Below are 20,683 nucleotides of genomic sequence, written 5' to 3'. Positions count from 1 at the left end.
TGGGAAATTCGGATGGCGTTGACTGCCGCGAAGCGTGTCCGGGGTCAAGCCGATTCAGCCGCCAGAGATTTATTTGTGCGGCTTGTTCAGTTCAAAAGCGGCTTTTTGCTCCGCCGAGGCGTCGTTCTGGTGAAGGTTCTTCCAATCTTCATATGGCATGCCATAGACGATTTCGCGCGATTCGTCCTTTGACAGCGGAACCCCTTCGGCCTCGGCCGCCTCGCGGTACCAGTTGGACAGGCAGTTGCGGCAGAAGCCGGCCAGATTCATCAGATCGATGTTCTGCACATCGCCTCGTTCGCGCAGATGCGCCACGAGGCGGCGAAAGGCTGCAGCCTCGAATTCGGTCTGTTGTTGCTTGGTCAGGGCGGCCATTTTGGTCTCCTTCATTCGTACGGACCGGTGCGCGACATGTGGACATTATACTCGTGCAGTGCCGGATTGGCGTTCATTGTCTCGAAAATCGGCGCGAGACGCTTTGCCCATGCGGCAATGCCGGGCTCGTCGCCGATCAGATCCTGGCGCACCTCGAGCAGCGCGTGCGGGATGCCGGTCAGCATGCAATGCCGATACATCGTGTCACCCTTCAGTGCGCCATCGTAAGGTTCGTTGTCACCCACCACGAGATCGGGATCGCTGCGCAGCATATCAAGCAGGGGAGCGACTGCGCGATGATCGGTATCCCACAGAACCGCTGCGTGCCAGGGGCGGGGAAAGATTTTCCAGACCGGCGTATAGGAGTGAAGAGACAGAACGAGCGGGGCCTTGCCTGTCTTGTTCGCTACCCTGTCGATCGTTTCGCTGACGGCTTTGTGATAAGGCCGGTGGAACGTTTCGACCCGGTAATTCCACTCCTCAGCGGTGATCGGATGATTGCCCGGAACGATCGCGCCGTCTGATATCTTCATGATCAGTGTCGGGTCGTCCTCGCCACGATTGGGATCAATCAGCAACCGTGAAAAGCCGCCCAGCACGGCCGGCACGCCGAGCTTCGCCGACAAGTTCCTTACGAGTCCTTCAATGCCGATGTCATAGGCAATATGGCGCTCGAATGCGCTGTCCGGCAAGCCAAGCCTGCCATAGCGCTCGGGCAATCGGTTCCTCGCGTGATCGCCGAGCAGCACCATGCCCTTGTCATGATCGCCGGCTAATAGTTCGAATGCTTTGAAAGTGCTCATGAAGGAAATGGCCGATCGCAGATTGTGGGGCTGCCTCTGATCGCACGGGCCATGGGCTGGTTCAAGCGCGCTCGACAAGCAAAGGCTGCAGCCCGGTCCAAGTACGGTTGAAGATCCGGAATATAATCGATTAGCATTGCGTTGACATTCGCCGGGAGGCAGCGCAAGAAGGCACACCTAAAGAAATAACCGGGAGCCCATTGGAAGTCGTGTTGATTCAGACCGCGCCAAGTTTCCTTACGCGTTCCGGGCCGCTTGCCCGTTTTGCATTGTTTGTTCTCGCGGCTTTCTCGCCGTTTTTTATTGCTGATGTAGCCCGCGCCGATTTCCGCGTGTGCAACGGAACGCAGAATCTGGTGGGCGTGGCGATCGGGTATCGAGCCAAGGATGGCTGGATGACGGAAGGCTGGTGGCAGGTGCCGGCGACGACTTGCGCGACGCTGATCGAAGGCGAGTTGCAGTCGCGATATTACTATCTCTACGCCGAAGACGCCGCTCGGGGAGGCCGATGGACGGGTGACGTGCAGATGTGCGTGGCGGAAAACGAGTTCAAGATCACGGGTGTCAATGATTGTTATGCCCGTGGCTATCAGAAGATGGGGTTCAAGGAATATGACACGGGCCGCCAGGGCAGCTGGATGGTTCAACTTTCCGATACCCCCGGCACGCAAGAAAGCCCGAATTGATGAAGCGTAACCGCAAAATTAAAATCCTCGCCACGCTCGGACCCGCCTCGTCCGAGGAATCGATGATCGAGAAGCTGCACCAGGCCGGTGCGGATGTCTTCCGCATCAACATGAGCCACGCCAGCCATGACGTTATGCGCACACTGATCAAGCGCATCCGCGCCGTCGAGGCGCGTTCGGGCCGGCCGATCGGCATTCTCGCCGATCTGCAGGGTCCGAAGCTGCGCGTCGGCAAGTTTGCCGAAGGCAAGGTCGATTTGAAGCCGGGCGACACGTTTACGCTCGACAACAAGGATGTTCCCGGCGACGCCAGCCGTGTATTCCTGCCGCACCCGGAAATCCTGGAATCGGTGCAGCCCGGCCACCGGCTGCTGATCGATGACGGCAAGCTCGCACTGCGCGCTGAAAAGTGCGACGGCAAGAGCATCGTCACGACGGTTATTTCAGGCATGAAGATCTCCGACCGAAAGGGCGTCAGCCTTCCCGACACGCTGCTCACCGTCGGCGTTCTGACGGACAAGGATCGTACTGACCTCGCAGCCGTTCTCGAAACCGACGACGTCGACTGGGTCGCGCTTTCCTTCGTGCAGCGCCCGGAAGATCTGGCCGAAGTGCGCAAGATTGCACGCGGCCGCGTCGGCATCATGTCGAAGATCGAAAAGCCGCAGGCGATCGAGCGCATCGAGGAAATCATCGAGCTTTCCGACGCGCTGATGGTTGCTCGTGGCGATCTTGGCGTCGAAATGCCGCTCGAATCCGTGCCGGGCATCCAGAAGCAGCTGATCCGCGCCTGCCGTCGCTCCGGTAAGCCGGTTGTCGTCGCGACGCAGATGCTGGAATCGATGATCTCCGCGCCGGTTCCGACGCGCGCCGAAGTGTCCGACGTTGCGACCGCCGTCTTCGAAGGCGCCGATGCGGTCATGCTGTCGGCCGAATCCGCGTCCGGTGACTATCCTGTCGAAGCGGTCGCGACGATGGCGTCGATCGCCAGCGCCATCGAGCGCGAGCCGCACTATCCGGGCATCATCTATGCGCAGCGCGCCCAGCCCGAGGCAACCGGCGCCGACGCGATTTCGCTCGCCGCCCGCCAGATCGCCGAGACGCTGCGTCTGTCGGCCATCGTCTGTTACACCTCATCAGGCACAACGGGTCTGCGCGCCTCCCGCGAGCGCCCGCAGGTGCCGATCCTGGCGCTGTCGCCCGTTATCCAGACCGCACGCCGGCTGGCCATCGTCTGGGGCCTGCACTGCGTTGTCACGCATGACGCAACCGACCTCGACGACATGGTCAACCGCGCCTGCCGTATCGTCGCCGATGAAGGCTTCGGCAAGCCGGGCGACCGGATCATCATCTCGGCCGGCGTGCCGCTCGGAACGCCTGGCGCGACCAACATGCTGCGTATCGCCTATATCGGCTCCGACGGCCAGAGCGGCGTCTGAGACTTTCCCTAGGGATTGAACGAAAGCCCGTCGCCGGACACAAGCGGCGGGCTTTCTGTTTTTGGTCCACGCGATGCTCCCTTGCGTGTGGCGCATGCGCATGCAAGTCTCCCGTGCCGAGATTGGGAGGGCATCATGCAGACAGTCACGCTTCTTGCGTTCGCAGCCGTTTCCTTCGTTGGCATCGCCACGCCGGGACCAACGGTGCTTCTGGCGATGACCAATGGTTCGCGTTACGGCGTCAGGCGTGCCGCCGCCGGCATGGTTGGAGCGGTGCTCTCGGATTTTGTACTGATCGGGGCCGTTGCGATCGGTCTCGGCGCGCTGTTGGCGGCGTCGGAATTCTGGTTCTCAGCGCTCAAATATGTCGGCGCCGCCTATCTGGCTTTTCTCGGCATCATGATGCTGCGGTCGAAAGGTACGATCGATGCCGCCTCGAAGCAGGGGGCGGTGGCGGCGGGCGGAACGCCGGCTTCGATCGCCCTGAAGAGCTTCATGGTCGCGGTCACCAATCCGAAGGGCTACCTCTTCTTTTCGGCCTTCCTGCCACAGTTCATCGATCCGACCAGCCCGCAGGCGGCGCAATATGCCGTGCTCGCACTGGTGTTCGCCTCCCTCGATTTCATCATCATGCTTGCCTATGCCGTGTTCGGCGCGCAGGCCGTCCGCTTCCTCAAGACGAAGGCAGCGCTTTGGCTTGAACGTGCCTGTGGCGGCGCGCTGCTTGCGCTGGCTGGTTCGCTCGCGCTCTATCGTCGGGCGACGGTGTGACTTAGGGCAGGGAAACGTGCCCGACCCGATAGATCTGGCTTGAGCCTGCAATGAGCGGAGCCGATCGCTGCAGGCTGAAGCGCACCAGCGTCCACCTGGTCGGCTCGAAGGCTGAAACCGAGGCGAGGACGTCAGCCTGTCGTGCTTGGCGTTGCGCCCGTCTGGCTTCCTCGTCTCTGATGTCGGCGAGCGCGGAATAGGGCTCGATGGCGATCACCTCCTCGGCAGCGAATTTAGCATCTGCCAACGCGGGTGCGGTTTCGGCGTGCCATATGATCCAAGTCTTCACGCGGGGCCAGCCGAAGGACTGTGTCAGTCCTTCGAAGCCGGGTCCGGTGAGAAAGTCGCTAGCACCATACGGCTGCTGCCAGAGATAGAAGGGTGCATAGAGGTTTTCGCGGGATCCGAACTCGCCCTTGCGAGCGCTGAGATAGGCCTTGAAACCGAGGCCGGGAAATCCGTCCAGCATCGGCCCCTTGTCGCGGATGCGCCGGTCGATGATCGACATGTCATAATCGGCCGGCAGGGTGAACCTGTATTGCATCGCCATCATGGGAGAACCTACACCGGCTCAAGCCAGTCGACGAAGCGGCCGGCTTCGGCGGCCTGGATGCTGAGATAGCTGAACGGGCTGTCGGGTCCGGCACCGTGCCGGTGCTTCTCGCCGGCGGCGAACCAGACGGCGTCTGCGGTCCGCAACTCCTCGATCGCGCCGCCATCGCGCTGTGCCAGGCCCTTGCCGGATAGAATATAGAGCAGCTGCCCGCGCGGATGCGCGTGCCAGCGGGTGATCGTACCGGTATCGAGGCTCGCCCGCATCGCCGTGTTCTCGCCATCGGCTGCTCCCTCCAGCAGCATCTCCACCCAGAACGGCGCAGTGGCGCTGCCGACAGGCGAGCGAACGGCATTCCCTGGCCGGCGGATCGTCATGCGTTCGGGATTGCCCGTCATGCTGCACTCCCGAATGCGCTGGCTTCCCGGCCCGGTTCGCTCATCTGCGCCTTTCCATCGCCGAACGACCACTCATCCGGCGATGTGGTGGTGACGACGATCATGACGTCTTCCGGCCGGATGCCGGGCGACTGTCCGAGAAGCTCGGCGGCGCGCTTGAAGAACGTCTGGCGGGCCTCCGTCGAGCGAGGCTTCCCCGCGGTGATTGCGAAAAGCACGAAGTCGTCGGAGCGAGGCCCGGCGAGATAGTTGCGATCGAAGATCAGTTCGCCCTCTTCATGCTGATGAATAGCCTGGAAGCGGTCGGTCGCCGGCACGTTGAACGTCTCGACCATGGCGCGATGTATGCTGTCCGAAACGGCGCGAAGGTACTCCGGCGACTTGCCACGCAGGAGAGAGATACGAACGAAAGGCATGACAGCCTCCTCTCAGTGAGTTCTTGACAGGAGGAGCATCGCACGTCACGATAATGCATAAAATCGGAATTTTATGGATCAATTATCCACAAATACGGGACTGTTTAGTTGCGACGGACGATCTTCGATCTCGATGTGCTGAGGACCTTTGCGACCGGAATGGAGCTTGGCAACTTCGCGAGAGCGGCCGACCGGCTCGGCCGCTCGACCTCGGCCGTCAGCGCCCAGTTGAAGAAGCTGGAGGAACAGGCAGGAACGCCGATCTTCCGCAAGGCCGGGCGCGGCCTTGCGCTCACAGATGCCGGCGAGACGATGCTGGCCTATGCGCGTCGGCTGCTCGAGCTCAATGACGAGGCGGCTGCCGCCGTACAGAGCATAGAGCTCGAGGGCTGGGTGCGGCTCGGATTGCAGGAGGATTTTGGCGAGACCCTGCTGCCCGATGTACTCGGCCGTTTCGCACGTGCGCATCCGAAGGTCCGCATCGAGGCACGGGTTGTGCGCAATGTCGAACTGATCGAGCGCGTCACCTCGGGAAAGCTCGATCTGGCGCTGGCATGGAGCGATGGCACGCTGACGCCACATTGCGACAAGATCGCCGACGTCCCGATGCGTTGGATCGGACCGGCGGAAGGGACGATCGACTGGAGCCTCGGCAGCGGCGAGCCGCTGCCGCTTGCCTCGCTGGAGGCCCCGTGCCTGTTGCGCACCGCGGCAACGAAGGCGCTCGATGAAGCTGGCATTTCCTGGCGCCTTTCCTTCGTCAGCCCGAGCCTTGGTGGATTGTGGGCGGCGACGGCCGCAGGCCTCGGCATTACCATCCGGACGCCGATCGGACTGCCCCGGAAGGTCAGGCCACTTGTTGCGAAGGAGGCCAGCTTGCCGGAGCTCCCGTCGCTCGGTCTTGTCCTGCATCGTGCCGAGGCGGAGCCCGGGCCAGCGGCGGCCCGGCTTGCGTCAATCATGCTTCAATCAGTCGGCGAGGCCGTCGCCGATGTCGTGCCGCAGGCCGTCCGCCCGGCCGCGCGAGCCTACGCCTGATATTCGCGCCGCGCGTTGCGGCGGATCGCCTGCGGCGGCTGACCGAAGGCGCGCAGGAAGGCGCGGCGCATCCTCTCGCGGTCGGCAAAGCCCGTTTCGGCGGCAACGACATCGATCGGATGCCGGCCCTGTTCCATCATCAGCCGCGCGGCCTCGAGGCGCAGGTTCTCCACCGCCTTTGCCGGCGATTGCCCGGTCTCGGCCCGGAACGTTCGGCTGAACTGGCGGGGGCTGAGGTGCGCCGCTTCCGCCAGCTCCTCGACGGAGAGCGCGTTCTTCAGGTTGCTGCGCGCGTGGACAAGCGCCTTCTGAATCCGGTCCGATTTCGGTTCCAGTTCCAACAACGCAGAGAATTGCGACTGGCCGCCGGCGCGGCGGTGGTAGACGACGAGCTTGCGGGCAACAGCGCGGGCAACCTCGGCGCCATGATCCTTCTCGACCATGGCAAGCGCCAGATCCACTCCGGCCGTCATGCCGGCCGAACTCCAGACGGAGCCGTCGATGATGAAGATGCGGTCTTCCTCGATCTTGATCCTGGGATAGCGCGATTGCAACTCGCGGGCGAGAAGCCAATGCGTCGTGGCGCGGCGACCGTCCAGAACACCCGCCTCGGCCAGCAGGAAGGCGCCGGTGCAGATCGATGCCACGCGGCGGGAGGCGGCAAGCGCGCTGCGGATGAAGTCGCTTTCGCCGGGGGTCGGCAGTTTGATGCCGACGGCACCTGACACCAGCAGCGTATCGAAGGCAGGATCGTCGAAGCGCGTCGTCTCGACAGTCACCCCGAAGGAGCCCGGCACCGGTCCTCCTGTCTGCGAGAGGTAGGAGATGTCGTAGACCTGTTCGTCGAGTTCGAGGTTGGTGAACTCGAAAGCCGAGATCGCCGCAAGGCTCATCATCTGGAAGCCGGGGAAGAGAAGGACCGCGATGCGCTGCATGCTCAAAACTCCGTTTGTCCTAAAAGGAGGTCTATATGACATTCAAGACATTGGCAATCGGGCGTATGACTCCTTGCAAGCAGACAGCAGGTGCTGTTGCTCGACATGGAGAACGACTATGACCGATCATCACAAGGGCACGGCTCTCGTTACAGGCGCATCGTCAGGAATCGGCGCCATCTATGCCCATCGACTTGCGACGCGTGGTTATGACCTCATTCTTGTTGCCCGCAACGCCGAACGCCTGTCCGACCTTGCAACGAAATTGACCAATGAAACGGGTAGGACGGTCGAGACGCTCCCCGCCGATCTCGGCAACCAAGCCGATCTGGCGCGTGTCGAGGGCGTGCTGAAGACGGACCGCAGCATCACGCTTCTCATCAACAATGCCGGTTTCGGCGGCACCGCGCCGCTGCTGGCCTCCGATGTCGACAAGATGCAGGCGATGGTCGATCTCAACGTCACAGCGTTGATGCGGCTGACCTATGCAGCCGTGCCTGGTTTTGTGGCGCGTGGCGGCGGTGCGATCATCAACGTCGCCTCGATCGTCGCGATCGCGCCCGAAATCCTGAACGGCGTCTATGGGGCCAGCAAGGCCTTCGTTCTTACCTTCAGCCAGTCGCTGAAGCATGAGTTGGCGGACAAGAACATCCGCATCCAGGCCGTGCTGCCGGGAGCAACGGCGACCGAATTCTGGGGCATCGCCGGCACGCCGGTCGAGCACCTGCCGACCGAGATCGTCATGCAGGCGGAAGACATGGTGGATGCGGCTCTTATCGGCTTCGACCAAGGCGAATTCGCGACCATCCCAGCCCTCGAAGATGCCGGACTGCTGAAGGCCTACGAGGATGCACGCCGGGCGCTGATGCCGAACCTGTCACGGTCGGCACCGGCTACGCGCTACAAGGCTGCGTGAGGAAAGTGGTGAGGCAGGCTTGTCCTGCCTCTATCCATGCCGCGCCAGCGCGTCCGCGAATATCTCGGCATCGACGTTGCCGCCCGAGGTAACCACGATCACGTTGTCTTCTTCCAGCTGATCGCCATGGAACAGGGCTGCGGCAAGCGCCACCGCGCCGCCCGGTTCAACGACGATCTTCAGTCGTGCAAAGGCGAGCGCCATGGCACGGAGCGCCTCCTCGTCAGTGACGACGACGCCGGCGCCCGCGAGGCGCTGCAGGATCGGGAAGGTGATGTTGCCGGGCTGCGGGGTGATGATCGCATCGCAGATGGAGCCGGTCATCGCTGCGTTGCGCTCGATCTTGCCCGAGGCAAGCGACCGCGTGAAATCGTCGAAGCCATCTGGCTCGCAGGGGCGCACGCGAAACGCAGGCGCGCTTGCCTCGAGCGCGAGCGCGATCCCCGATGACAGGCCACCGCCGCCGCAGGGGATCAACACCTCGGCCGACTTGATGCCTTCCTCTTCCGCCTGTTCTGCAATCTCGAGACCCGCCGTGCCTTGGCCGGCGATCACCTGGGGCTCGTCGAAGGGCTTGATCAGAGTCAGTCCACGTGCGGCCGAAAGCTCTGCGCCAATCGCGTCGCGGTCCTGTGTGGCGCGATCGTAGAGCACGACTTCGGCACCGAGCGCACGGGTGTTGGCGATCTTCAGTTTCGGCGCATCGGAGGGCATGACGATCACTGAAGGGATGCCATGCAGCTTCGCGGCGAGCGCAACACCCTGCGCGTGATTTCCTGACGAAAAAGCGATGACGCCGCGTGCGCGCACGGCAGGATCGAGCGCGGAAACGGCCGACCAGCCGCCGCGGAATTTGAAGGAGCCGGTATGCTGCAGGCACTCGGCCTTCACGAACACTCGCCGTCCGGCAAGCTCGTCGATGAAGGGAGAGGAGAGTAGCGGCGTGCGGCGCGCATGTCCGCGCAGGCGGGCGCGGGCGGCAACGATCATTTCAATGCTGGTCATGGAGACTCTTTCGAATGATGGTACGCCCATGCATAGGACCACACGCGACGCTTGTGAACGGTGACTTTGTCACCGTGACACGAAAAGTGTAGGCCGTGTATCGCGCTACGACACGATCCGGCAGGACGAGACGATCAGCATCAATGCTCAGTCGTTGCAGGCGGAGCTGGATTTCGGAGGTGGCGTCCATGCGCGTATCCGGTGATCAGTAGCCGCTGGCGGAACCCTCGGTGGCGCGGCTGTCCATCGCGCCATAATAGCGCGCGCCGCCGCCTTTCTCGATATCGGCGAGGCTTTTGCCCCCGACAAGGATACCGGCGGCCTGTCCCCATTGCGGCGGGCCGCTGCCGTCATCCAGCGTATGGCCCATCGCGATCAATGCCCGGATCGTATCGGGCGAGAGCGTGTAGGGCTCGAGATAGATCTTGTCCGGCTGCCACTGGTGATGGATGCGCGGAGCGTTGACCGCCTGGCTGATGTCCATGCCGAAATCGATGACGTTCAAAATCGCCTCGAGGGTGATGGTGATGATGCGTGAGCCGCCGGGGCTGCCGATCACCATGAAGGGCTTGCCGTTCTTGGTGACGATCGTCGGGCTCATGGAGGAGAGCGGCGTCTTCTTCGGTGCGATCGCGTTGGCTTCGCCCTGCACGAGCCCATAGAGGTTCGGAACGCCGGGCTTTGAGGTGAAGTCGTCCATCTCGTTGTTGAGAAGGATGCCGGTGCCGGGGGCCACAACGCCGGCGCCGAAGGATCCGTTCAGCGTGTAGGTGACGGCGACGGCGTTTCCTTCATCGTCTATGATCGAATAATGCGTGGTCTCGACGCTTTCCTTGGCGCCCAGCGGCCTCAAGTTGGCTGAAGCGCCTGATTTGTAGGGATCGATCTTGGCACGGATCGCCTTGGCGTAGCTCTTGTCGAGCAATGCCGACACCGGGTTCTCGACGAAATCGGGATCACCAAGCGCGGCGTTGCGGTCGACATAGGCATAGCGCATGGCCTCGACCATCAGGTGAACTGTCTCTGCCGAGCCGTAACCCAGGAAGGACAGCGGGTAGTCTTCCAGCACATTGAGGATTTCGCAGATAATGACGCCGCCCGACGAGGGGGGAGGCGAGGAGATGATGTCGTAGCCGCGGTAGCTGCATTCGACCGGTTTCAATTCACGCACCGCGTACTGCTCGAAATCCTCCTTTGCGAGAATGCCGCCTTTCGCCTGGCTCGCCTTGACGATCGCGTCGGCCGGCATGCCCTTGTAGAAGGCGTCAGGTCCTTTGTCGGCGATGTTGGAAAGAACGGCGGCAAGGTCGGGTTGCGCGAGCTTTTCGCCGATGGCATAGGGCTTTCCCTCCGCCTTCAGGAAGACTTTTGCTGCCGCCTCGTCCTTACCGAGCCGCTTGGCGCTGCCGGCGATGCTGGCCACGTCGCCCTGTTCCAGCGTGAAGCCTTCCTTGGCGTAGCGAATCGCCGGCGCCAAGAGATCCTGCCGCGACTTCGTGCCGTATTTCTCGCGCGCCATTTCGAAGCCCATCACGGAGCCGGGTACGCCGACGGCGAGATAGCCGTCGAGGCTGGCACGAGGGACGATATCGCCCTTGGCATCGAGATACATCGTCTTGGTGGCTGCCAGCGGCGCGCGCTCGCGGAAATCAAGAAATGTCGTCTTGCCGTCTTTCAGGCGGATTGTCATGAAGCCACCGCCGCCGATATTGCCGGCCGTCGGATAAACGACGGCGAGCGCGTAGCCGACGGCGACTGCGGCATCGACAGCATTGCCGCCGCTCTTCAGCACATCGACGCCGACATCGGTTGCCAGGTGCTGGGCGGTTACAACCATGCCGTGCTCGGCCTCAACGGGCGTGGGCGAGGCAGCGAGCGTCGGCGGTGCGAGAGCGAGTGACAGCGCGGCGACGACGGCAAATAGTCTGATGTGGGGGTGATCCATGGCTTCCCTCAAAGCATGACGGTGCGATGGATATGGGACGCGGCGAGCGCTAGGCAATGCACGGCCGTCTGCTAAAGTGTGTTCGGTCCGGGTTTCGCGGAAACGTCAGTTTCCCGTTGCCATGGGTGGCGTCAGTCCGCCGAAGGGTGCGGCAAGGTCTGTCGGCAATGCGGGCCCTTCATGCGCCAGGCGACGTTCGGCCTGGCGTGCGGCAGCTTGGAGATCGCAAACCGCCCCGCCGATCTTCTCCATCGCGGCAATGGCGACATCGGTGACGACATAGTCCGGCTTGTGGCCGAGGCCACGGATCCTCACCAACTCGGAGCCGGCGATGTCACGGGCCAGTCCTTGCGAATGAAGGTGCTCCCAAACGATGGCATCGCTGTCGCCGGTGATGATGACGGTCGGGGCGGTGATCTTAGAATATTGCGGGGAATGTGCCTTGAGATAGTCGAGCAGGCGTATGCAATCGATGGCGTTATTGTAAAAAGCTTGCGGGCGCAGCACGAGCGTGGGGCCTGTTCTGGCTATATAGTCTTCAGGGCGCGGATTAGGACGGAAGACATTCATCGTCGCCTGCTCCAACCGTCGCAAGCCGAGCGGCACGACAACGGCGTGATTGAAGAGCCAACCGAGGATGGGCATCACCGCGAGATGATAGTACCAGTCGATGCCGCCAGGCCAAGGATGCGTCGCCGGGGCGAGAAAGAGCAGCCCCTCGGTCATATCTGGATGCCGGACTCCGAAGGCGGCCGCAATGGCGCCGCCGAAGGAATGGCCGACGACAATCGCCCGCTTGATCCCGCGCTGTTCCATGAGTTTTGCGATCGCATCCGCCTGCCCGGAGGGCAGGGCATTCTCCGGGCCGCCGCGCTCCGAGTAGCCGTGCCCCGGCCGGTCGACGAACAGCATTTCCGCACGGCCTTCCAGGGGCTGCAGGAAGGCGCCGACCTGATCAAGCAGATTGCCGGCCGCGCCATGGATGAACACGAGCGGGGGCAGATCGGCGGTCTTGGGGCGAGGGACGTGAACGGCGTTCAGCCGGTAGCCGCCGATATCCGTGAGTTGGCCGATGTTCGGGTAGCTGGCCTCAAATTGCCGCCTCTTATAGGAGGAGTAGCCGATGGCGGCGACGACAGGGGCAAGAAAAGCGGAAGCTTCGGCAAGCATGGCAATATCTGCTGAAATCACGTAACCGATACGTAAGATTGGGCCGCGTGGTTCACCGTCAAGATCAGGTGCGGCTGCCGGCCAGCTTTTCGGAGAGTGTGTTCATCTGTTCCTGGGCGCTTCGATTGGCCGGATAGATCTCCAGGAAACGCTCCCAGGCCTTTAGGGCCAACTGGTCATTTCCCGTTTCGGTTAGAATGGCCGCCATGCCGGAGAGTGCGCCGAAGTGCCGTGGCTCGAGGTCGAGCACATGCTCGATGTCGGACATCGACTTGCGATAGCTGTCATTGGCGTAGTTGAGCGTGGCCCGGCGATTCCAGCTTTCGGCGTAGTCCGGCTTGAGGGCGATAGCCTGATCGAGAAAGTCGAGGGCGGCAGCGGTGCGCTTCTCCTGGATCGCTTTGTCGGCCCATTGCATCAGGAGGTTGACGGTAGCACTCCCCGAGTCGTTCCAGACGGTGCGGATTTCGTCGGCGATACTGCTTGCCTTGTCCGGATCGCGTTCGCGCTTCAGCTGCGCATGGAGCTGATCCAGATGCTGCTTGGGTGTAAGGTTTGCGTCCGGCTGCTCGACGATGACTTCCTTTTCCGCGGCGGCGGCGGGAAAAACGGTAGCGAGCAGGGCAAGGGACAGCGGCAGCGCCGCGCAAGTCATAGCAAAAAAGCGCATGGCGGGCATACTAGCCCGCCATCGCCGAAGATCAAAGCAATTTGATTTGATTGCCGCGGCAATCCCTGGGCAGTCATGGGCAAATGCCACGAAGCCGTCCAGGCGCGCTATATCAGCCCTGGCGAGCCTTGAAGCGCGGGTTCAGCTTGTTGATGATGTAGATGCGGCCCTTGCGGCGAACCAGGCGGTTGTCACGATGACGAGCCTTGAGCGACTTGAGCGAATTCTTGATCTTCATTGTTTTGATCCGCGATGTTTGAGGGGGAATTCACATTCGCCCGTATCTATTACATTCAAAAGCGCGCTCGGGGCGCGCTCTTCAGGTTGGGCGTGCAGATAACCCGGCGACTTGCCTGTGTCAACCACATGACGGTGTTTTTCCCATGGCCGAAGCGGCTTTTGTCAGGGAAAAGCCGGCAATTTTGCGGTCAATGTGGTGACGTGCCCCATCTTGCGGCCGGGACGCGATTCCGTCTTGCCGTAGAGGTGAACCAGCGTGTCCGTCCGCCGCAGCCAGTCCGGGAGCGCCAGAATATCGTCGCCGATCAGGTTCTGCATCACGCAGTCCGAGTGGCGGTCGGTATTGCCGAGGGGCAGGCCTGCAACCGCGCGGATATGCTGCTCGAATTGCGAGATGACGCAGGCGGCTTCCGTCCAGTGACCGGAGTTGTGGACACGGGGCGCCATTTCATTGGCGATCGGGCTGCCGTCGGCGAGTACGAAGAATTCGATGCCGATGACACCGACATAGCCGAGCGCCGCCAGAATCTTCTCAGCGGCTTCGCGAGCGGAAGCTGCAGTTTCCGCCGAGATGGACGCGGGCACCGTCGAGGAATGCAGGATGCCATCGCGGTGAACATTTTCGGCAGGGTCGTAGCAGACAACGGTGCCGTCGGTTGCGCGCGCCGCGATGATCGAGATCTCGCGTTCGAAGTGGACGAAGCTCTCGAGAATGAGCGGTACGCCGCCGAGCGCTGCAAAGGCGCCGTCCGGCGTATCGGCTGCGGAGCGAAACACTTTCTGTCCCTTGCCGTCATAGCCAAGGCGGCGGGTCTTGAGGACGCCCTGGCCGCCGAAGTCCGCCAGAGCAGCCTCGAGATTGGCCTGACTGTCGACGGCGTGAAATCTTGCGGTGAGGATGCCGCAATCATTGATGAAGCGCTTCTCGACGAGTCGGTCCTGCGCGGCTTCCAATGCTTTCGGGGGCGGGTAGACTGGGACATTGTTCGCCAGCGTCTCGGCAGCCGAAACGGGGACGTTCTCGAACTCGTATGTGACGACGTCGCAAGCCTTTGCCAGTTCTGCGAGCGCTGCAGCGTCGTCATAGGCCGCTGTGATCTGTTCGTTGGCAACCTGTGCGGCCGGACAGCCGGCCTGCGGTTCCAGGACGACGGTGCGGAAGTTCAGTCGTGCTGCGGCCATGGCAAGCATGCGACCGAGCTGACCGCCGCCGATGATGCCAATCGTTCTTACGGTCATAGGTCGTCCATCGGATATTCGGCAACGGCCGCGCTCTGGCGCTCGCGCCAGTCGTCGAGCCGCTCGGCAATGTCCTCGTCCGACAATGCCAGAACTGCAGCGGCCAGAAGGGCGGCGTTGATTGCGCCGGCCTTGCCGATGGCAAGTGTCCCGACCGGGATGCCGCCCGGCATCTGAACGATGGAAAGAAGACTGTCCTGACCGGACAGCGCCTTGGATTGAACCGGGACGCCGAAAACGGGAAGCGGTGTCATGGCCGCGGCCATGCCGGGCAGGTGGGCCGCGCCGCCGGCGCCTGCAATGATCACCTTGAAACCTTCGTCGCGGGCGGTCTTGGCGAAGTTCACCAGGCGATCCGGCGTGCGATGGGCTGATATGATGCGCGCGTCATAGGGAATTTCGAGCGCCTCCAGCGTATCGGCGGCGTTTTTCATGGTCTCCCAATCGGACTGGCTTCCCATGATGATGGCAACGGGTGGTCTGTCTGTCATCGTCACGGCATTCCCTTCAGGCGATGATGTCAGGGATGATCTGGTCCTCAAGCTTCGTCAGCTTGTCCTTGATGACCAGTTTCTTCTTCTTCATGCGCTGGATGCGCAATGCGTCGCATCCGGTGGCAATCATGGCGTTGATGGCCGCATCGTAGTCCTCGTGCTCCTGGCGCAGTCTTGCGACCATGAGCCTGATTTCCGCCTGTTCCTGATCGGCCATATGCATTCCCCATAACCGTCTTCGGACATCGTCCGTTCTGCCGATGATTTCCGCAAGCTCCTATCACCAAATCGAGGTAACGGCTAGCGGCTGTTCGTCATGATTTTGCCACGTGTTCTCCTTGTTTTCACCTTCGACAAGGCTTCAAAAATATGTCACAGTCGAAAGGTTGACGCCTTGGATCTCCGGCGGTGTTGGCCGGGGAGAGGTAAGAGGAAGGAAGGGTCAAATGACTGTTCAAGCTCATCTTGAGTCACTCCAGAAAAAGCATGTTGCTCTCGAGGAGGAGTTGCATTCGCTTATGATATCCCCCTCCCGAAACGATAATGAAGTAGCTGAGTGCAAACGCAGAAAATTGCGGATCAAGGACGAGATTGAGCGCCTTAAATCATCCTTCCATTGAGTAGGATGCAATAAATCATCGAGCGCGGCCCTAGGCGAGGAGGGCGAAACTCCAATTTCATCAAAAGCTTAGAGTAGTTCGTGTTCGACAGGCGATTATGACGCCGGTTCCGACGGAAAGTCGCGAGCCGGCGTCTTTCATTTGAGCGGTCGGGCTAAGCCCAGAACTGGTCGAGCCAGAGATTGAGCCTGTCGAAGCCGCGATTGTTGACCGCGTAGATGCGTCGCGTGCCCTCTGCGGTGACCGAAACCAGATTGCAATCCAGCAGCGCCTTGAGGTGCTGGGAGACGGCTGGGCGGCTGATGGGGAGCCCTTCGGCCAGCTCGTTCACGGTCTTTGGCGCACGTCGAAGTTCTTCCAGCAGGAAGCGCCGGTGGGGATCGGCTATCGCAGTGAAGGGATCCGTGTTCGACATGGCGAAAAGCTACGTCAATCGGCGCAATCGGGCAAGGAAATTGTGCGGCGCAACGAAACCCAAAATTGTCAGAATCCCAAGCCTTCCTTGGCTATCAGCACGGCGGCAATCAGGGCCATGGCATACATGAAAGGATAGAAGATGGCGGGCCTCATGCGACGTACGCACCAGGCACCGGCGATCGTCGCAAGCGGTGCAAACGGCAGAAGCGTGGCCGAGGTGGCAAGGTTCTGTGTGTCGAGCTGGCCGAGCGCGAAGTAGGGGACGAGCTTGACGGCGTTGAGGATTGCGAAGAAGCGGACGCTGGTGCCGGTATATTCGCGCGGTTGCATCTGCAGCGGCAGGGCGTAGATTTGGAAGGGTGCCCCGCCTGCGTGCGCGACGAAACTGCCATAGCCGGACAGGCTTCCCCAGATTGTCGCAAGCAGCGGCCGTTGCTCGTGGGGCGGCGTGTGCTTTCCGGCACCGGGGCCGTAGTTGTTCCAGAAATAGCGAAGGCAAAAGAGGACGGTGACGACGCCGATGACGACGCGAAGCACGTTGCCGGGAACGAGCGCCGACGTCGCCCAGCCGAGCGCGATGCCGAACAATGCTCCCGGCAGCATTATCTTCAGGGTTGTCCAGTCGCCGTGCTTGCGCCAGATCACCAGCGAGATCATGTCCATGAAGATGAGGATCGGCAGCAGGATCGCTGCCGCCTGGACGGGCGAGACGACGAGAGCGAGAAAGGGCAGCCCGATCAGCGACAGTGCGTCGCCCATTCCGCCTTTCGCAAGTCCGACCAAGATGACAGCGGGAACGGCGGCGTAGTAAAATGACAGTTCCATCGGCATGCTTTTGAAAATCCTCCCCTTGCCAGCCCCGTCTAACGGAACTACTCACACAAGACGAGTGCAAAAGGGCCGCGAAACGGCCTGTTCCGCTGTAAATGGAAAGAGTTGATGACCGAACCGGAAAACCGCTGCCGCCTAGTTCTGATCGTCCCCGATATCGCTGATGCCGATGAGCAGGCAAAGATTGTCGGGGATGCGTTAAAGGGCGGTGACGTCGCCTCGGTGATTGTGCCGCAATACGGTCTCAACGATGGCGAATTCCAAAAGCACGCCGAGAAGCTGGTTCCAATTATTCAGGATGCGGGCGCAGCCGCCCTGCTTGCAGGCGACAGCCGCGTCGTCGGGCGGACCAAAGCGGATGGCCTGCATCTGACCGGACCGGCCAGCGAAATCTCCGAGGCGATCGACAAGTATGCCGACAAGCTGATCGTCGGCGGCGGCAATGCCGCCGACCGGCACCATGCGCTGGAGATCGGCGAGGAGCGGCCGGACTATATCTTCTTCGGCAAGCTCGACGGCGACATCAAGCCGGAAGCGCACCCCAAGAACCTGGCACTCGGTGAGTGGTGGGCCTCGATGATTGAGATTCCCTGCATTGTGATGGGCGGCACGGATCCGGCTTCCGCATTGGCGGTGGCAGAGACCGGTGCGGAGTTCGTGGCGCTGCGGCTTGCGGTTTTCGAGGACGCTGGCCGTGCGCCCTCCGTCGTCGCCGAGGTCAATGCGCTCTTGGACGAAAAAGCGCCACGGTTTGAGGATTGATATCGCGCTCATGCCGATCCTGTCCCGCTATTTGCGCCTTTCCGCTGCCTTGGCCGCCGTCATTCTGGCGGGGCTGACGCATGGCGTTTCGGCCCAGACGGTTGACAACATCGTGACCCGGCCGCTCGCGACCGCTCCCGAGTCGCTGAAAACTGGGCGGCCGCAGACAGACGGCACCGGACCGTCGACGGGCGTCGGGGTTTTCGACCGCATGGGTGCGAAGCTGCCCGACCTACCCCCGGAAAAAGACTACAAGGGGCCGGTCGACGACGCCTACGGCGCCTATCAGCGTGGCTACTATCTGACCGCGATGGAAAGGGCTCTGCCGCGGGCGCAGCTCGGTGATCCGGCCGCTCAGACGCTTATGGGTGAACTTCTGGCGGATGGGCTGGGCGTCAAGCGCGACATGAAGAACGCGGCCTTCTGGTACAGCAAGGGCGCGGAGGGCGGCGACGCCGCTGCGATGTTCAAATATTCGCTGATGCTGATCGAGGGCCGGTTCGTCAAGCGCGACAAGGCTAAGGCCGACGAATATATGCACAAGGCGGCTGACGCCGGAAATGCCTCGGCGCAGTTCAATTGGGGCCAGATCCTGACAGCTGACAATCCGGGCGACAAGGGATTGAAGCTCGCCTTGCCTTACTATGAGAAGGCTGCCGAACAGGGCATCGCGGACGCGCAATATGCAGTGGCGGAGATTTACTCCTCGCTGCCTGATCTGCCGGAGGAAAAGAAGCAGCTGGCGCGCGAATGGATGGCGCGCGCAGCGCATGCCGGCTACGACACGGCCCAGGTCGATCTTGGTACGTGGTTGATCAACGGTCAGAATGGACCGCGCGATTTCGTCAAGGGTTTCCAGTGGTTGCGGCTTGCCGCCAATCGCGGAAACGTGGTTGCGCAAAACAAGCTGGCGCATCTCTACATCAATGCACTTGGAACCAAGCCAGATCCTGTCGAAGCCGCAAAATGGTATGTCCTGTCGCGTCGGGCCGGCCTGCCTGACCCGGCCCTCGAAGACTTCTACCTCGGCATCGAGGAAGATCAGCAGAAGGCGGCGATCGAGGCCGCCAACAAGTTCCGCCGGATCCAGTGATTTAAAAGAGCGCGTCGGCGAAGCGGTCTTCGTCGTCCTCGACTTTCGTCTCGACAACCGTCGCAGCCGTTTCTTCCATGGCGGGAATGATGTCGCGGTGGACGTTGCGCTCCTGCACCATCGTATAGAGCTTGAAGATCTTCCGATCGAGCGGTGCCACCACGTCGGCAATGTCCGAAATGTCAGCGATTTCGGCGCCGGCGGCATCCTCAAGCACCTCGGCGCAGCGCGCCAGCACATCGCCGAGATCACGCTCGAAATCCAGCTTGCCGATCAACAAGCTGATCTTGTTCGCCACTTCGCGGCCGTGCTCGGAGAGAACCTTGAGCTCGTCTTCCATCGTGTCGGCGGCAGCACGGATGTTGCCAACGGCTGATGTCAGGTTGTCGCCGAGACCGACGGCGTTGTCTGTACCGGCGGGCGCAATCCGGCCGGCTGCCGCTTCCAGTGTCGGCAGTCCGTTGACGATCCCATCGGCGGATTCGTCGAGTTTGGCCGCAAAGATGCGCAGCTCCGCCGTGACAACGTTGATTGATTTTCCTTCTTCGCCCAAACGGCTGCAGCGCAGGTTTGTATTCAACGCCATGTAGTGGATGTCGGTCTTGACCACACGGATGTTGCCGATGGATTCCAGGAGTTTGGCGGCGGTGCCGAGCGTCGATTGGCTTACCTGATCGGCCTGCTGGGCCGCTTGGTCCACCTGCTTGACGATCTCGTGCGCGGCGCAGACGCTCGACTCTAGCGCGCGCATGAAATTCCCGTGACCGCCGCCGCTCATCTGATCGCGCAGGCGCAGGATCTCCTGAGTATCCTGACCAAAGCTCGCGATCGTCTTGACGACATTCTGTGAGTCGCGATGAAAATCCTTGCACATATCGTTCATCTGCGCGGCCGTCAGATGATGAACGACATTCTCCAGGCGCCGGCGTGCATCCGCACCAAGCTTGCGTCCGTCTTCTCCATCGAGGAACTCGTCGAGGAGTGCAAAAGTGCCCTGGACATGCTCGATCCGTTGGCGGGTGATGTCTCCAACCTGCAGCGCAGACAGCGTGGAGGCCACCTTGCTCTGAATACCACGGGCAATTGCCGAGACATCGTGGGCGATAGCCGCGAGGTTTTTTCGGTGTTCGGCAATCTTCCGGGCGTCGTCCTGCAACGCTCGCGCAACGTCGGGCACTGTCTCGGAATAGCTGCGCGCGGTCGCTGCGCCAAAGCTCAGCGCGACTTTGACTTCCTTCTCGAGCCTGTCGAGATGGGCGGCAAAACCGTTGACTTCAGCCGTTCCGGAGTAGATGCGCTCGAGGATTTCCTGTGCGAAGCCGGCGAATTCGGGAAGACCGGCGCCGGTGATCTTGGCAGTCACTGCAAAGGTGCGCAGATAGCGCATCGTCTCCTGCATATCAGCGACATGTTTGCGCAACGAATTGCCCGTGTCGGCAAGCGAGGAGAGGGCATTCTGGCGCGCCTTTTCGGCGATCTGCAGACCGGTCAGGCTCTTGACCGTCGAGCGCAGATCCGCACCCGTATCGCTCGACTCGTTGGCGTCCAGCGCCTTTGTGACATTGTCGAGTGAGCTCAACAAACGGTTGAGACCATCCATGACCGAAAGCAACGCCGTGCCGCCTTCGAGGAAACGTTCCTCGACCTGGCTGCGGGCCGCTTCGAGCGTCTCGCTGATGCCCGATCCTGAAGCCTGAAATGCCAGAAGTGCCGATGTCGCCCCGTTCGTCACGTTATTTCCTTTACTTATAACACTGGCAAATTTTGACTCCATTTTTAGGGGCCGGAGGGAAACAGCGGGTAAACGTCCCGGACTCGTCAATGTTGTGCTTAACAGCGTGTAAAAAATATGACGCCACGACCGAAG

Annotated in this window: 25 protein-coding genes; 8 read left to right on the top strand and 17 right to left on the bottom strand. The window is 61.6% G+C overall.

Annotation, left to right across the window (positions count from 1 at the left end):
* Positions 1–69: 69 nt before the first annotated feature.
* On the bottom strand, positions 70–375 hold the full coding sequence (locus FHT71_RS08890; RefSeq protein WP_132589185.1) for a DUF1244 domain-containing protein: 306 nt from the start codon (positions 373–375) through the stop codon (positions 70–72).
* Between the two features lie 11 nt (positions 376–386).
* Entirely contained in the window at positions 387–1,178 is a 792-nt protein-coding gene (locus FHT71_RS08885) for an N-formylglutamate amidohydrolase (RefSeq protein ID WP_132589186.1), read from the bottom strand.
* A 200-nt stretch (positions 1,179–1,378) separates the two neighbouring features.
* On the opposite strand from FHT71_RS08885, the gene FHT71_RS08880 reads away from it, so the two are divergent.
* The 3 genes from FHT71_RS08880 (at position 1,379) to FHT71_RS08870 (ending at position 4,074) form a co-directional block, all read left to right on the top strand.
* Positions 1,379–1,864, top strand: coding sequence for a DUF1036 domain-containing protein (locus FHT71_RS08880; protein WP_007802470.1), 486 nt, complete (start codon positions 1,379–1,381; stop codon positions 1,862–1,864).
* Positions 1,864–3,303, top strand: a complete 1,440-nt coding sequence (gene pyk, locus FHT71_RS08875; protein WP_183719482.1) for a pyruvate kinase — start codon at positions 1,864–1,866, stop codon at positions 3,301–3,303. The genes FHT71_RS08880 and pyk overlap by 1 nt, the downstream gene beginning before the upstream one ends.
* A gap of 135 nt (positions 3,304–3,438) precedes the next feature.
* Positions 3,439–4,074: a LysE family translocator gene (locus tag FHT71_RS08870; RefSeq protein WP_132589188.1), complete on the top strand. Its 636-nt coding sequence runs from the start codon at positions 3,439–3,441 to the stop codon at positions 4,072–4,074.
* Between the two features lies 1 nt (position 4,075).
* Here FHT71_RS08870 and FHT71_RS08865 read toward each other — a convergent pair whose 3' ends face one another.
* Genes FHT71_RS08865 through FHT71_RS08855 form a run of 3 tightly spaced genes read right to left on the bottom strand, consistent with a single transcriptional unit; the run spans position 4,076 to position 5,441 of the window.
* Complete coding sequence (locus FHT71_RS08865) at positions 4,076–4,627, bottom strand: DUF4865 family protein (RefSeq protein WP_132589189.1); 552 nt, start codon at positions 4,625–4,627, stop codon at positions 4,076–4,078.
* 8 nt (positions 4,628–4,635) lie between these two features.
* On the bottom strand, positions 4,636–5,025 hold the full coding sequence (locus tag FHT71_RS08860) for a cupin domain-containing protein (RefSeq protein ID WP_132589190.1): 390 nt from the start codon (positions 5,023–5,025) through the stop codon (positions 4,636–4,638).
* Positions 5,022–5,441 carry a tautomerase family protein gene (locus FHT71_RS08855; protein ID WP_132589191.1) on the bottom strand — a complete coding sequence of 140 codons (420 nt, stop codon included), beginning with the start codon at positions 5,439–5,441 and terminating at the stop codon, positions 5,022–5,024. Before FHT71_RS08855 ends, FHT71_RS08860 begins: the two co-directional genes overlap by 4 nt.
* Before the next feature lie 108 nt (positions 5,442–5,549).
* Here FHT71_RS08855 and FHT71_RS08850 point away from each other — a divergent pair, with 108 nt between their 5' ends.
* Positions 5,550–6,479: a LysR substrate-binding domain-containing protein gene (locus FHT71_RS08850; protein ID WP_132589192.1), complete on the top strand. Its 930-nt coding sequence runs from the start codon at positions 5,550–5,552 to the stop codon at positions 6,477–6,479.
* Here the strand turns inward: FHT71_RS08850 and FHT71_RS08845 are convergent.
* Complete coding sequence (locus tag FHT71_RS08845; RefSeq protein WP_183719480.1) at positions 6,470–7,414, bottom strand: GlxA family transcriptional regulator; 945 nt, start codon at positions 7,412–7,414, stop codon at positions 6,470–6,472. The genes FHT71_RS08850 and FHT71_RS08845 overlap by 10 nt on opposite strands.
* Before the next feature lie 118 nt (positions 7,415–7,532).
* Between FHT71_RS08845 and FHT71_RS08840 the strand changes: the two genes are divergently transcribed.
* The gene (locus FHT71_RS08840; protein ID WP_183719478.1) at positions 7,533–8,330 is read left to right on the top strand and encodes an SDR family oxidoreductase; all 798 of its coding nucleotides are present in this window, start codon (positions 7,533–7,535) and stop codon (positions 8,328–8,330) included.
* A 30-nt stretch (positions 8,331–8,360) separates the two neighbouring features.
* On the opposite strand, the gene FHT71_RS08835 is transcribed toward FHT71_RS08840, so the two are convergent.
* The 8 genes from FHT71_RS08835 to FHT71_RS08800 form a co-directional block, all read right to left on the bottom strand.
* Entirely contained in the window at positions 8,361–9,335 is a 975-nt protein-coding gene (locus FHT71_RS08835) for a threonine/serine dehydratase (protein WP_183719476.1), read from the bottom strand.
* A gap of 205 nt (positions 9,336–9,540) precedes the next feature.
* On the bottom strand, positions 9,541–11,280 hold the full coding sequence (gene ggt, locus FHT71_RS08830) for a gamma-glutamyltransferase (RefSeq protein WP_183719474.1): 1,740 nt from the start codon (positions 11,278–11,280) through the stop codon (positions 9,541–9,543).
* Positions 11,281–11,385: 105 nt separating this feature from the next.
* A complete protein-coding gene (locus FHT71_RS08825; RefSeq protein ID WP_132589197.1) occupies positions 11,386–12,450 on the bottom strand; it encodes an alpha/beta hydrolase in 1,065 nt (354 codons plus the stop codon).
* A gap of 64 nt (positions 12,451–12,514) precedes the next feature.
* Entirely contained in the window at positions 12,515–13,129 is a 615-nt protein-coding gene (locus tag FHT71_RS08820) for a hypothetical protein (RefSeq protein WP_007802498.1), read from the bottom strand.
* A gap of 103 nt (positions 13,130–13,232) precedes the next feature.
* Positions 13,233–13,358, bottom strand: a complete 126-nt coding sequence (gene ykgO / locus FHT71_RS08815; RefSeq protein WP_003566454.1) for a type B 50S ribosomal protein L36 — start codon at positions 13,356–13,358, stop codon at positions 13,233–13,235.
* A gap of 164 nt (positions 13,359–13,522) precedes the next feature.
* Positions 13,523–14,599 carry a 5-(carboxyamino)imidazole ribonucleotide synthase gene (locus FHT71_RS08810; RefSeq protein WP_132589198.1) on the bottom strand — a complete coding sequence of 359 codons (1,077 nt, stop codon included), beginning with the start codon at positions 14,597–14,599 and terminating at the stop codon, positions 13,523–13,525.
* Positions 14,596–15,090 carry a 5-(carboxyamino)imidazole ribonucleotide mutase gene (gene purE / locus FHT71_RS08805; protein WP_007802503.1) on the bottom strand — a complete coding sequence of 165 codons (495 nt, stop codon included), beginning with the start codon at positions 15,088–15,090 and terminating at the stop codon, positions 14,596–14,598. Before purE ends, FHT71_RS08810 begins: the two co-directional genes overlap by 4 nt.
* Before the next feature lie 16 nt (positions 15,091–15,106).
* Positions 15,107–15,310, bottom strand: coding sequence for a DUF465 domain-containing protein (locus FHT71_RS08800; RefSeq protein WP_007527435.1), 204 nt, complete (start codon positions 15,308–15,310; stop codon positions 15,107–15,109).
* A 229-nt stretch (positions 15,311–15,539) separates the two neighbouring features.
* Here FHT71_RS08800 and FHT71_RS08795 point away from each other — a divergent pair, with 229 nt between their 5' ends.
* A complete protein-coding gene (locus FHT71_RS08795; RefSeq protein ID WP_007802505.1) occupies positions 15,540–15,713 on the top strand; it encodes a DUF465 domain-containing protein in 174 nt (57 codons plus the stop codon).
* Between the two features lie 154 nt (positions 15,714–15,867).
* Here FHT71_RS08795 and FHT71_RS08790 read toward each other — a convergent pair whose 3' ends face one another.
* Both FHT71_RS08790 and FHT71_RS08785 read right to left on the bottom strand, forming a co-directional pair.
* Positions 15,868–16,128, bottom strand: coding sequence for a metalloregulator ArsR/SmtB family transcription factor (locus FHT71_RS08790; RefSeq protein ID WP_007802507.1), 261 nt, complete (start codon positions 16,126–16,128; stop codon positions 15,868–15,870).
* Positions 16,129–16,196: 68 nt separating this feature from the next.
* The gene (locus tag FHT71_RS08785) at positions 16,197–16,961 is read right to left on the bottom strand and encodes a sulfite exporter TauE/SafE family protein (RefSeq protein WP_132589199.1); all 765 of its coding nucleotides are present in this window, start codon (positions 16,959–16,961) and stop codon (positions 16,197–16,199) included.
* A gap of 108 nt (positions 16,962–17,069) precedes the next feature.
* On the opposite strand from FHT71_RS08785, the gene FHT71_RS08780 reads away from it, so the two are divergent.
* Complete coding sequence (locus FHT71_RS08780; RefSeq protein WP_132589200.1) at positions 17,070–17,723, top strand: thiamine phosphate synthase; 654 nt, start codon at positions 17,070–17,072, stop codon at positions 17,721–17,723.
* 10 nt (positions 17,724–17,733) lie between these two features.
* A complete protein-coding gene (locus tag FHT71_RS08775) occupies positions 17,734–18,816 on the top strand; it encodes a tetratricopeptide repeat protein (protein WP_132589201.1) in 1,083 nt (360 codons plus the stop codon).
* 1 nt (position 18,817) lies between these two features.
* On the opposite strand, the gene FHT71_RS08770 is transcribed toward FHT71_RS08775, so the two are convergent.
* Positions 18,818–20,548: a chemotaxis protein gene (locus tag FHT71_RS08770; protein ID WP_132589202.1), complete on the bottom strand. Its 1,731-nt coding sequence runs from the start codon at positions 20,546–20,548 to the stop codon at positions 18,818–18,820.
* Positions 20,549–20,683 lie beyond the last annotated feature (135 nt).

Source organism: Rhizobium sp. BK060, from assembly GCF_014193145.1.
Lineage (GTDB): Bacteria > Pseudomonadota > Alphaproteobacteria > Rhizobiales > Rhizobiaceae > Rhizobium.
The sequence above is the reverse complement of the archived record's forward strand: the minus strand, read 5'-3'. Positions and strand labels throughout refer to the sequence as shown.